Source organism: Herbaspirillum sp. CF444 (assembly GCF_000282135.1).
GTDB lineage: Bacteria > Pseudomonadota > Gammaproteobacteria > Burkholderiales > Burkholderiaceae_D > Herbaspirillum.
In genome coordinates this window covers 51,450-63,645 of sequence record NZ_AKJW01000065.1, presented here as the reverse complement: position 1 = coordinate 63,645, position 12,196 = coordinate 51,450, and the positions used below count along the sequence as shown (strand labels likewise).

General features: G+C 60.4%; 11 protein-coding genes. 3 read left to right on the top strand and 8 right to left on the bottom strand.

Translation table 11 applies throughout. From position 1 onward, the window contains the following. Nucleotides 1–127 precede the first annotated feature (127 nt). Entirely contained in the window at nt 128–556 is a 429-nt protein-coding gene (locus PMI16_RS14945) for a response regulator (protein ID WP_007880926.1), read from the top strand. A gap of 90 nt (nt 557–646) precedes the next feature. Here PMI16_RS14945 and PMI16_RS14940 read toward each other — a convergent pair whose 3' ends face one another. From PMI16_RS14940 to PMI16_RS14920, 6 genes are all read right to left on the bottom strand, one after another. Further along, on the bottom strand, nt 647–1,960 hold the full coding sequence (locus PMI16_RS14940; protein WP_007880924.1) for a PepSY-associated TM helix domain-containing protein: 1,314 nt from the start codon (nt 1,958–1,960) through the stop codon (nt 647–649). A 101-nt stretch (nt 1,961–2,061) separates the two neighbouring features. Continuing rightward, complete coding sequence (locus tag PMI16_RS14935; protein ID WP_007880922.1) at nt 2,062–4,521, bottom strand: TonB-dependent siderophore receptor; 2,460 nt, start codon at nt 4,519–4,521, stop codon at nt 2,062–2,064. A gap of 85 nt (nt 4,522–4,606) precedes the next feature. Then, nucleotides 4,607–5,707, bottom strand: coding sequence for a FecR family protein (locus PMI16_RS14930; protein ID WP_007880920.1), 1,101 nt, complete (start codon nt 5,705–5,707; stop codon nt 4,607–4,609). After that, nucleotides 5,704–6,186, bottom strand: a complete 483-nt coding sequence (locus PMI16_RS14925; protein WP_007880919.1) for a sigma-70 family RNA polymerase sigma factor — start codon at nt 6,184–6,186, stop codon at nt 5,704–5,706. Before PMI16_RS14925 ends, PMI16_RS14930 begins: the two co-directional genes overlap by 4 nt. Before the next feature lie 57 nt (nt 6,187–6,243). Further along, nucleotides 6,244–6,396 carry a hypothetical protein gene (locus PMI16_RS25950; protein ID WP_157212652.1) on the bottom strand — a complete coding sequence of 51 codons (153 nt, stop codon included), beginning with the start codon at nt 6,394–6,396 and terminating at the stop codon, nt 6,244–6,246. 19 nt (nt 6,397–6,415) lie between these two features. Further along, complete coding sequence (locus tag PMI16_RS14920) at nt 6,416–7,006, bottom strand: NUDIX domain-containing protein (protein ID WP_007880917.1); 591 nt, start codon at nt 7,004–7,006, stop codon at nt 6,416–6,418. A 200-nt stretch (nt 7,007–7,206) separates the two neighbouring features. Between PMI16_RS14920 and PMI16_RS14915 the strand changes: the two genes are divergently transcribed. After that, nucleotides 7,207–7,962: a DeoR/GlpR family DNA-binding transcription regulator gene (locus PMI16_RS14915; protein ID WP_007880915.1), complete on the top strand. Its 756-nt coding sequence runs from the start codon at nt 7,207–7,209 to the stop codon at nt 7,960–7,962. Nucleotides 7,963–7,999: 37 nt separating this feature from the next. On the opposite strand, the gene PMI16_RS14910 is transcribed toward PMI16_RS14915, so the two are convergent. Next, nucleotides 8,000–8,515, bottom strand: a complete 516-nt coding sequence (locus PMI16_RS14910; RefSeq protein WP_007880913.1) for a nucleoside deaminase — start codon at nt 8,513–8,515, stop codon at nt 8,000–8,002. Nucleotides 8,516–8,738: 223 nt separating this feature from the next. Here PMI16_RS14910 and PMI16_RS14905 point away from each other — a divergent pair, with 223 nt between their 5' ends. Further along, nucleotides 8,739–10,472 carry a methyl-accepting chemotaxis protein gene (locus PMI16_RS14905; RefSeq protein ID WP_007880911.1) on the top strand — a complete coding sequence of 578 codons (1,734 nt, stop codon included), beginning with the start codon at nt 8,739–8,741 and terminating at the stop codon, nt 10,470–10,472. A 116-nt stretch (nt 10,473–10,588) separates the two neighbouring features. Here PMI16_RS14905 and norR read toward each other — a convergent pair whose 3' ends face one another. Then, nucleotides 10,589–12,148, bottom strand: a complete 1,560-nt coding sequence (norR, locus tag PMI16_RS14900) for a nitric oxide reductase transcriptional regulator NorR (protein ID WP_007880909.1) — start codon at nt 12,146–12,148, stop codon at nt 10,589–10,591. Nucleotides 12,149–12,196 lie beyond the last annotated feature (48 nt).

Sequence of the window (12,196 nt, the reverse complement as noted above, 5' to 3'; positions counted from 1 at the left end):
TCATGAACACTCGCTAAGCGAAACGCAATATCCGGACCGTGTTGTGTCGTCGGGGCGTTCATGGGCTCATTCGCAAGATCGGGCTCGCTGTCGTTATCAGGGCCCCATTTTTGTGAAGGCGATGAGCATGCAACAATCCGATATCCTGCTGGTGGACGACAGCTCGGAAGTGGCTGAACTGACCAAATATGCGATTCTTCGCAAGAAACTCACAGAAAAATGGAAGTGGTTCAGCGATGCCGAGCATGCATCCGATTTTCTGTTCCGTCATGAGTACACGGCGCGGCGCGACCTGCATCCGCGCCTGATCCTGATGGATTTGCACATGCCGCGTCTGAGCGGCCACGACTTGCTGCGCATGCTCAAGGGCAACAAGGCGACCTCGCATATTCCGGTGGTGATGTTCTCGACCTCGACCGATCGCGAAGACATACGCAGGAGTTACGAACTGGGCGCCAATGGTTATCTGGTGAAGTCGACTGACGCGGACAAGTTGATGGATACCGTGGTTGACACCGTGTCGTACTGGACCACGCGCAACCTGTCGGTGCGGTAAGAATTTGTTTGCGATTGCTCGCGATGAAGAATGCGAAAAGAGCCGCTCAACCAGGTTGATGCGGCTCTTTTCTATGGGTGTTGGTTGTGCTCAGGACAGCGAGGCGCTTTCCCTGCCCTCCACGTTCGCGCCTGCTTTGGCGGCGGCAGGTTTGACGCCGGAGGGCGTGCTTCCCGATGCGGCGTCCTGCGCTCTTTCCCTGATCTTCTGACTCTTCTGGCGAATGCGCGCCTGGCGTTTGCGGAACCAGATGATCACGCCGGTGACGCACAGCATGGCAACCAGCGCGCCCATGAACGAAATCAGGATGCGGCCCGGCAAACCGAGGATGCGGCCGGAATGCAGCGGAAATTGCGCCTGGACGAACAGATCGCCGGCGCTGCCGGTGCCGGGGATGCGCGCGCCTTCCGGCTTGCCGGTGGCGGCGTCGAAATAGAGCCAGGCGTTGCCCAGGCCGACATCGCCGTGATCGTTGCCGGGGATGAAAAAACCGACGCCGTACAGTCCGAACATCGATGAATAGAACACACCGCCGGCCGGCACGTCGAAGCCGCGGCGCTTGCCTTCTTCAACGGCCAGTCGGGTGACTTGCTCGCGCGTGATCTTCGGTTCCACCACCTTGTCGGGAGCGACCGGCGTGCGCGTTTCGAAGGCGGTCGGCGTGACCGTCGAGAACACCTTGATGATCGGCTGCATGACCTGCATGTTCAGATTCATGGAAACCGAGGTGACCGCCAGCACCAGCAACAGCCCCCATACCCACACGCCGCCGGAGCGATGCAGGTCGAAGTTGAGCTTGTGGCCGCCGTCTTTCCAGCGGAAGGCGAAGGACTTGCGCCAGCTCTTCCAGTTGGGAAAAGACAGCCACAGCGCGATGAAGCAATCCAGTGCCCAGACGATGCCGATGATGCCCATGAGCCAGACGCCGGTGTCGAAGCCGCCGATCTCGGGCAGGTGCATGGTGTAGTGCAGCTTGTAAAGGAAAGGCAGCAGGTTCTCGCGGCTGACCGAAACGGCGCCCCACATGCGGCGCCCCTGGATGTCGGCGGTGACGGGGTCGACGGCGATCTGGTTGTAGTCGAGCGCGTACGGTTTGCCGGTGGCGGGATCGAGGCGCGGTTCGACCATCATGGGGATGGTATGGCCCGGTTCGGCTTCGTTCAGGACATAGGTGACGCGCAGCCTGGGTTCTTTTGCTTCGACGATATTGGCCAGTTCAAGCCCGGATTTGACGGGGGCGACCACGCCTTGTTCTGCGCTGTTGGCGTGGAACAGCGTCGGGTTGAGCATGGCGTCGAGTTCATGGTCCCAGGAAATGATCGCGCCGGTAGCGCCCGAGATGAACAGGAACACCGCGACGCCGAGGCCGAACCAGCGATGTAGGAGAACGAGAACTGCACGCATAAAGTCACTTCAAAAAACGCCGAGGCGGTCTTGCCCGTGTCGAGGCAAGACCGCCGGCAGGTTCAGCTCATAGTGAGCAATTCAGAGCAAATTCAAAGCAATCAAAAATCCACTTTGGCGCTGAGGCTGAAGGTACGAGGATCGCCGGGCTTGATCCAGTTTTCGTACTGGTATTCCCAGTAATGCTTGTCTGTCAGATTGTTGATGGCCGCGCGGAAAGTCGTATCGTACTTGCCGATGCGGGTCGTGTAATTGGCGCCGACGTTGAGCAGCGTATAGCCGGCCAGTTTGATGTCGTTGGCGGCGCGCAGCATGGTGGCGCCGGTGTACTTGGCGTCGGCCGACAGTTTCAGTCCGCTCAGCTGAGGCACCTGGTAGGCCACCTGGCCGGCGGCGACAAAGTCGGGCGCGCCGGCAACACGGTTGCCATTGTAGGTGAGTCCCCGGCTGTATTTGGCGTCGAGAAACATCATGTTGCCCGACACCAGCCAGTCGCGGTCCGGCCTGACGGCGGCCCCCAGTTCCAGGCCCTGATAGGTGGAACGGCCGTCCTGCACCAGCGCCTGCGTGGTCTGATTGGTATATTCCGACGCGCGCTCGATGCGGAACAGCGCGGCCGTGGCGCTCCAGCGGCCCTGATCGGTTTTGACGCCGAATTCGTATTGCTTGCTGGTCAGCGGATTGAGCGTGGTGCCGTAGTTGGAGTTGGTGATGGTCGCTGCGCCGCCCTGCTCCAGCGACTCGACATAGCTGGTGTAGATGGTCGTGCCCGGCTCGGGTTTGAACATCAGCGCCACGGTCGGCGTGATGACGCCATCCTTCTTGTATTGTGCGGTGCGCGCGCCGGCGACGCTATAGGTGTTCTGTTCAAAGTTGGTGTAACGGGCGCCGGCCAGCAGCGACCATTGATCCGAGAACTTCAGCGTATCGCTGGCAAACAGCGCCTGCTGCGTGATGTCGCCGGCGTGATAGGTGTTCAGATAGGTCGCGCTGTAGTAGTTGTTCTGATTTTGCTGATAAATATTGCCGCTTCCCAGCGACTGGTAAAAGCTCGCCACGGTGTAATCGTTGACCTGCTTTTGCCAGGACGCGCCGAACACCAGTTGGTGTCCGATGAAACCGGTCCTGGCCTTGCCTTCGACCAGCGCTTGCCATTGGTCGAAGGTGTGTCCTTCGCGCGTATCCGAGCGATAGTCGTTGGCGTAATCGCCGGCCAGGTTGCTCAAATAGAGCGCCGATTCGTTGCGACTGCGTTTGGAAATGCTGTGGCTGTAGTAGGTGCTGACTTTCCAGTCCGGATTGATGGCGTAGTTGAGGCCGGTGGAATACATCTGGAAATTGGTGTTCAGATGCTGGCCCTGCCCCAGCAGTTTCTGGTTGTCGCTGCTGGGCACGCTGGGCAGTTGCGAGAGCGTGTAGCTGCCGGCGTAGATCGACGGCGTCTGGTTTTCGGAATTGCGATTCTGGTAGAACGCCTGGAAGTCCCAGGTCAGCTCGCGCGTCAGGCGCGCATCCAGCGCCAGCGAGACGGAATCGCGCTTGATATGGCCGTCGTTGAAGGTCTGGCCTTGCTCATGCGTGGCGTTCAGACGGTAGCCGAACATCTTGTCGTTGCCGAAACGCCCGCCCAGGTCGACGTGCTCGCTCCAGATGTTGTTGGATTTGTAGCCGACCTCGATGCTCCGTACCGGTTCTTCGGTCGGACGCTTGGTGACATAGTTGATCAGGCCGCCCGGCGAGCCGAAACCGTACATGTAGCCGGACGAACCTTTCAGCAATTCGATCTGTTCGAAATGCTCGTACGGCAAGGTGATGGCATAGGTCAGAAAAGGCTTGCCGTCGATGCGGTAGGCGTTTTGCCAGTCCAGCGGCAGGCCGCGCACGGTAAGGTAGCTGGCCCAACTGCTGTAGCCGCCGCTATTGTCGGTCACCGAGGCGTCGAGGGCAAAGACGTCGCCCAGCTTGGTGACCTGACGCTCGGCCAGATCTTCGGATTTAACCACCGCCATCGAGAATGGCGTGTCCAGCTGCGAACGGGTGCCGAGCGCGCCGCTGGCGACGCGTTCGTTCAGGTGCAGCGTGTTGTCGGCGGCAGCCGTCACGCTGACCGCAGGCAAGGAGCCCGCTTCGCTGCGGCCGTCTTGCTGAACGGGCGCGACGAGGATGTAGCCGGCGTCAGTTTTGCGCATGTCCAACCCCGTATCGCGCAACAGCACACGGAAGCCTTCGTCCACGCCGTAGGAACCTTGCAGCCCCCGGGTGCGTTTGCCCTGCACCTTGCTTGCATCGATCGCGATGGAAATGCCCGATTGCTGGGCATAGCGGTTCAGGGCCTCGCCCAGCGGACCGGCGGGAATATCGTAGGAGACGGCTTGCGCCGCAACCTGCGCACAGGCCTGGCTGCCGATGCCGCCGAGCACGGCCGCGGACAGCGTCAGCCGGACGGCAAACGCCAGCGGTTTCAGATTGAGGCGGCGGGAGGCCGAAGCCACTGAAGCGATCGGCACTGCATGATTGGAACGTCGGGACTGCATGATGAAGACTTTCTTTTCGTTGGTCATACTCCCTTGACGCACGACGAACGAAAAGCCGAACCGTTTTTTGAAAATATTGTTGCGACATGGCCGACATCTGTTGCAAAGCCGATCAAGGTCCCGCCGGCGCATCCACGCGCACCAGATACGGCGACAGCGTGCGAATGCGCAGCCTCGGGAAACTGCTGTTAAGCAATTGCAAGGCGCGTCCGGTATCGTCCAGCGGCAGGACGGCCGACACCTTGATGCCCTCCAGCGCGGCGCGGTCATAGCTGATCACGCCAGGGCGATGCCGGTCCAGTGCGTCGAGCACCTGCGGCAGGCTCTGGTCATGCACCACCAGTTGATGGAACTTCCAGGCGTCGGCGATGCTGCGAGCGTCGATCCGCTCAATGGCGCCAATGCCTCCGGCGGTCATGCGCACACGCTGGCTTGCGCTGACGATCGTCGCGCCATCATCATTGACAGCCTGTTTCGCCGAACGCACTTCCACGCGCGACTCCAGCATGCTCAGGACGGTGGCGTCCGCCTCGCGACCGACGACAAAACGCGTACCGAGGGCGCGGATGCTGCCTTGCGCCGTTTCCACGATGAACGGTCTGCCGGGATCCTTGGCGACATCGAGCAGAATTTCTCCCTGCACCAGTTCCAGCGCGCGCCGTCCGGCATCGTAATGCAGGTTCACCGCGCTGGCGCTGTTCAGCGTTATCCGGGTACCGTCTTCGAGGACGCGTGTTTCCCATTGGCCGGTGGCGCTGCACACGTCGGCCATCAGATAGTGCAGCGGATACATTTTGGTCGCCAGCCATGCCGGAACGGCGACCGACAAGGCAAGCATCATTGTCGCGACGATACGTTTGGCGCGGTGGCTGCCGGTACGCTGGCGACGCTTTCCCGGTGCGGAAAAAACGGCATCCAGCGCGGCGCGCGCCGGCCGGGCATTATTTTTGTCGTCATCGGCGCCGCGCATGCGACGGACCCGCCCGACAAAGCTTTCCAGGCGCTCAGCCATGGCGGCGTGGCGCGGATCGGCTTGCTTCCATGCATCGAAGCCGCGCTGTGCCGCTTCGCGCCTATCCGTGTCATCAGCGCTCAGTTGCACGATCCACTGCGCGGCTTGCTCGACAATGGCGGCATCAACCGAGATGTCACCCTGGGCATCGACCGAGGCTTCGGTCGATGCCGCCCCGGCGTTTGCCGACTGCAGCTTCATGCTTGCGCAAGCCGGCATTTGACCAGCGCCTGCACCAGATATTTCTGCACCATGCGCATCGATACGCCGAGCCGGGCTGCGACTTGCGCATGCGTCCGACCGTCAAGGTAATGCAGCAGGAAAGCGTTGCGCGCGTTGTCGGAGACGACCTGCAAGGCGTAACTGATCTGCTCCAGCGCTTCGACGGCAAGCAGGATCTCCGCCGGATCGGGATAGCTGCCGACGGTCTCTGCCGCGCTGGCCAGTTCCGCCAGATAAGCTTGCTCGATCAGTTGCCGGCGTGCGCGATCGAGCATCAGGCGTTTTGCCGTGGTGGTCAGATAGGCGCGCGGCTCCTGCATCCCGATCAATGCATCGCGCGAGGCGATGATCCGCAAGAAAGTATCCTGGGCCAAATCCGCCGCATTGTCCGAACAGCCCAGCTTTTTGCGCAGCCAGCCGAACAGCCAGCCGTGATGGCTGCTGTAAAACGTGTGCATGTCGTGCTGAAGCGCGGTTTGGGCCACGGCGGGAATTTAGTTTAATAAGAATGCTTATCATTCTAATTCACGAAGCATCGCCGCACAATCCCTGATAGTGTAAAGAGTCGCCACCAGCGCCATTTTCAGGGTGATTTCTGCTTTCTTCTTGTTATAAATCAATTGTTGCAAATGGATTAATTGAAATGACGTTCTTCTTTGGATCGTCATTTGCCTTCGCCGTGTCCTGTCAATTCGGCCCTGCGCCGAACAAATGCAATTGTGCATACTGCAGCAGCATGATGGTCTTGCCGTCCGCGATCTCCCCCTCGGCGATCATCATCAGCGCTTGCTGGATCGGCACCTCCATCACTTCGATATCCTCGCCCTCCGCGATATTGCCGCCGCCCTCGCCCGCGCGGTCGCCGCCGGCATATTCGCCGACAAAGAAATGCAGCTTCTCGGTCACCGAACCGGGACTCATGAACACTTCAAAGACCTTGCGCACGTCGCCGACGCGGTAGCCGGTTTCTTCCTCCACTTCTTCACGGATGCGTTGTTCCGGGCTGGCGTTGTCCAGCAGCCCCGCCGGCGTTTCGACCAGGAAGCCGTCATGGCCGTCGCGATACGTCGGAAAACGGAATTGCCGGATCAGGATCACGGTGCGCTTGTGCAGGTTGTACAACAGGATGGTGGCGCCGTTGCCGCGGTCGTAGGTTTCGCGGTTGAGGGTCTGCCAGACGCCGTCGGCGCGGCGATAGTCGAAGGTGGTTTTTTTCAGCAGATACCAATCGTCGGACAAGACCTCGACATTGCGGATGCGGACGCGCTCGTTTTCCATCTGTTTGCTCCTGTGCAGTGAATACGTGAACGCAGGCCTTGCGTGAACATGCCTGCTTTATTTAAATTATCATGCAATATCGTGAAATATCAAGAATATTCGTGCAATAATTCATGAAAATATTCACGGTATTGCACGAACCTGCACGCAATCTTGTTCGCTGCTTGTACACTGACGCCTCTTGTTCATCGGAAAAATCCATGCTGACCAGCCAACGGAAAAAACATCTGCTCGACCTCCTGAGCCAGGACGGGCGCATCGTCGCCAAACCGGTGAGCGAGCAACTGGAGGTGTCCGAGGACACCATCAGGAGGGATTTGCGTGAACTGGCAAAAGAAGGCTTATTGCGGCGCGTGCATGGCGGCGCCCTGCCGATCACGCCGCCGCTGGTGATGTTCGCCAACCGGCAGAACATCGAACCCGGCGCCAAGGCCGACATCGGCCGCGCGGCGGCGGCCCTGATCCAGCCCGGCCAGGTGGTGTTCATCGACGGCGGCACGACCTGCGTGCAACTGGCGCGCCATCTTGCTCCCGATCTGCACGCCACCGTCGTCACGCACAGCCCGTCGATTGCGGTCGAGCTGTCCACCCATGCGCACATCGAGGTGATCATCATCGGCGGCAGACTGTTCAAGCATTCTGTGGTGGCGATGGGCAGCGGCACCATCGAAGAAATCGCCAAAGTGCGCGCCGATCAATACTTCATGGGCGTGTGCAGCCTGCACCCGCGCACCGGCATCACTTCGCTGGATTTCGAAGAAGCCGCCATCAAGCGCGCCTTCAGCCGCGCCGCGGCCGAAACCGTGGTGCTGGCCTCGCCGGACAAGCTGGAAACCACCTCGCCGTTCGAAATCGTCCCGCTGGCCGAAGTCGGCCGCATCGTCGTCAATCGGGATACGGCATCGGAGCTGATTGTGCCGTATCAGGCGCAAGGCATCGACATCACGCTGGCTTGAACCCGCTCGGGAAGTTTTAGCCTCTCGTTGCAGATTCTTAACGCGACGCCCAGAAGCTGCGCTGCAACTCCACGATTTCATCCACCATGTCCGGCATCGGCCCGATCAGCTCGACCGGCTTCTGGCAGTGATCGAACACATAGCGCGCATCCACGCTCATGGTCGGGTTCTCCTTGTGCGCGCCGGTCACGTCGAGCAACTGACGCTCGGTCATGCCATACACCACGCGGCCGATGTTGGCCCAATAGGCCGTGCCGGCGCACATGCAGCAGGGCTCGACCGAGGTGTACAAGGTGCAGCTCCATAAATATTCCGGCGAATAGTTCAATGCCGCCGTGCGCGCCAGCACGGCCTCGGCATGATTAACGGTGTCGACATTGCATTGCTCCATGAGCACGGTCTCCTGATCGGGCCCGACCAGGATGGCGCCGAAGGGATGGTGGCCGATGCTCACGGCGCGTTTGGCGACCTCGTTCGAACGCCGCAAATGGCGGCGGATCTGGTCCTGTGTAGGTCTCAGGCCTTGTTCGGGAAAGTCTGATTTCTGCGGCATGGCATCTATCCTTTTCTGACGGGTGACTGACGATCCGTCAGCTTTAAGCAACGGACGTGCCACCTGCGAAACAACACGAAATTGCAAGGTAAAAATTATCAAAAAATTTACAAGAAATAACCGGTTTTGTTTGAGAAAAGTTATTTTTTATGCAATTCTATGTACACGCATACTTATAGGTATGCGTGTCGGCGCCGGCGATTCATCCACCGAGGAGAGAATAATGAAATGGTTTTATAACTTGAAAATCGCCACCAAACTGATCGCAACTTTTCTATCTGTGATCGTGCTTGTGCTTGGCCTCGGTGTCTTCGCCATCGTCCAGCTGGACAAGGTCAACACGGCTTCCACCGACATTTCGACCAACTGGCTGCCGACCATACGCACACTGGCGCAACTGAAATTCACCGCAGCCCGCATACGCAGCTTCGAGCAGCAGCACATCATGGCTTCGGATCCCAAGGAGTTCGACGACATCGAGCAAAACGTCAACAAACAAATCGATACGCTGCTTGCACTACGCAAAAAATACGAAGGACAGATCACCGAGCCGGAGGAACGCGCCATTTATCCGGATGTCGTCAAAGCCATCGACATTTTCGTCGGCGAGCATCCCAAGATCATCGCCCTGTCCCGCCAGAACAAGGACCAGGAAGCGCGCGCCCTGTTCAAGGGCGACTCCACCAAAAATTATCGCCAGATGGTTGAACTAGTCGACAAGCTGGTCGACGTCAACGACAACGGTTCCGAAAAGTCCAGCAAGACTGCCGACGAAACCTACGCCAGCGCGCGCATATGGATCATCGGCATGCTGGCGGTCTGCGTGGCAGCGGCATTGGCGCTGGCGATCTGGATCGCCCGCCTTATCTCGCAGCCGCTGGGAGAAGCGGTCAAGGTTGCCCGCCAGGTGGCCGACGGCGACCTGACCGCGGACATCCGGCAAAACAGCAATGACGAAACCGGCCAGTTGCTGGGCGCGCTCAAGCTGATGAACGACAACCTGCTGCGCATCGTCAGCAACGTGCGCACCGGCACCGATACCATCTCGACCGCATCGAGCGAAATCGCCACCGGCAACATGGACCTGTCCTCGCGCACCGAGCAGCAGGCCGGCTCGCTGGAAGAAACCGCCTCGGCCATGGAAGAGCTGACCTCGACCGTCAAGCAGAACGCCGACAACGCGCGCCAGGCCAACCAGCTGGCGGTATCGGCCTCGGCAGTCGCGATCCAGGGCGGCAACGTGGTCGGTCAGGTGGTCGACACCATGGGCTCCATCAACGAATCCTCGCGCAAGATCGTCGACATCATCAGCGTCATCGACGGCATTGCCTTCCAGACCAATATCCTTGCGCTCAACGCCGCCGTGGAAGCGGCACGCGCCGGCGAGCAAGGCCGCGGCTTTGCCGTGGTCGCCTCCGAAGTGCGCAGCCTGGCGCAACGCTCTTCCGCCGCCGCGAAAGAAATCAAGACCCTGATCGACGACTCCGTCGCCAAGGTCGACGTCGGCAGCAAGCTGGTCGAACAGGCCGGATCGACCATGGATGAGGTCGTCAGCAGCGTCAAGCGCGTCACCGACATCGTCGGCGAAATCACCGCCGCCAGCCAGGAGCAAAGCGTCGGCCTCGATGAAATCAACCGTGCGATTACCCAGATGGATGAAGTGACGCAGCAGAACGCTGCGCTGGTGGAAGAAGCCGCTGCCGCAGCACAATCGTTGCAGGAACAGGCAAGCAACCTGTCGCAGACCGTCAGCGTATTCAAGCTGGATCGCCATGCGCTGGCGCAGCCACAAAGCCACGCGCATGTCGCTCCCGCACCAAAACGCACCGTCAACATCACACCGAAACCGGCGCCGTTGCCGGCCAAATCCTCAGCACCGGCGGCTTCATCGGCCAGGAAAGCGATTGCGACTACCGCCCCGGCTGCTGATGACAGCGGCTCGTGGGAGCAGTTTTAAGTCGAAGAAACCGAAGCTGTCGTCCTGACGAAAGTCGGGACCCAGCGTCGTAAAGACGGTCATAACGACACTGGGTCCCAGCGTGCGCTGGGACGACGGTTATACGTCCGGTTGGATTATTTCAGCCCCAGCCGTTTTGCCATACGGTTGAGGTTGGCGCGATCGATGCCCAGCTCGCGCGCAGTGGACGCCACATTGCCGCCGTTGCGCGCCAGGCTGGCGCTGATCAGGCGACGTTCGTAAGCACTGACTGCATCGCGCAGGCTGCTGCCGTTTTGCAGGTCCAGCTCAGTCTGGGTCTGTTCCTCTTGCTCCAATGTCAGTGGCTTGATCTCGTTGACCAGATCGAAGTCTTCCGCCGCCAACGTCAGAATGCGCGGCCGCTCCGGTTGCTTCGCCAGCGCCTTGAGCGCGGTGCGGGCGATCACGTGTTCCAGTTCGCGCACATTGCCCGGCCAGCGGTAACCGAGCAGCACTTCCTGCGCATCGGTGGCCAGGCGCAGGCTCAGCAAACCCAGCCGGAAACGGTTCTCTTCCAGGAAAAATCCACTGATCAGCAAAATATCGTGGCCGCGCTCGCGCAACGGCGGCGCCGTCAGCGGATAGACGCTCAAGCGGTGATAGAAGTCGGAACGATAGCGCCCCTGCCGCACTTCTTCTTCCAGGTTGCGGTTGGTGGCGGCGATGACGCGCACGTCGACCTTGTGTTCCTCGTCCGAGCCGACGCGCTGGATCTGGCCGCTCTGCAGCACGCGCAGCAGCTTGGCCTGCACCGCCAGCGACAACTCGCCCACTTCATCGAGAAACAGCGTGCCGCCGTCGGCCAGCTCGAACTTGCCGCGCCGGTCGCTGACGGCGCCGGAAAACGCGCCGCGCACGTGACCGAACAATTCGCTCTCGACCAGGGTTTCCGGCAAGGCGGCGCAATTGAGGCTGATGATGGGTTTGCGCGCACGCGGCGAGGCGGCGTGGATGGCGTTGGCGACCAGTTCCTTGCCGGTGCCGGTTTCGCCGGTGATCAGCACGGTCATGATGCTCGGCCCGGCCAGGCGGATTTCCTTCATCATTTTCTTGTGCGCCGGACTCTGGCCGATCAGCTCGCGCCGACTCTGGTTGGCAGCCAGCCGGTAGGCTTCGGCGCGCTGGCGTTCCTGCTCGCTGGTGACGGCCAGGTCATGGATGCGCTCGGCGACGTTGACGGTCGCCGCCGCCAGGCTGGCGAAGGCCTGCAAGGACGCCGTATCAACAGAATCGAAACGGCCCGGTCCCAGGGCATCGAGCGTCAGCAAACCCCAGGGCCGGCCGTTCATGGTGATTTGACAGCCCATGCAATCGTGCACGTGCAGTTCACCCGAATGCGCCTCGACCAATCCGTCATAAGGATCGGGCAATGACGAGTTTGCCGGGAAGCGCGTCGGCGGCACGTTCGACAGCAGGATGCGAAAGCGCGGATGTTCGCTCACGCGGAAGCGCCGGCCGAGCGTGTCGCTGGAGAGGCCGTTGATCGCCAGCGGCACCAGCACCTCGCCATCGAGCCGCAACAAGGCCGCGGCATCGCAGGGAAACAGCATGCGCAAGGTGTCGAGCAGGCGACGATAGCGTTCGCTGTCGTGCATTTCGCGCGACAGGTCGGCCATCAGGGGAATCAGCGCGTCCAGCAAGAGCTTTGGAGTCATTTTTACTCTTTTCGTGTCGATTTGACTCGGGTCAATTTGACTCGTCAA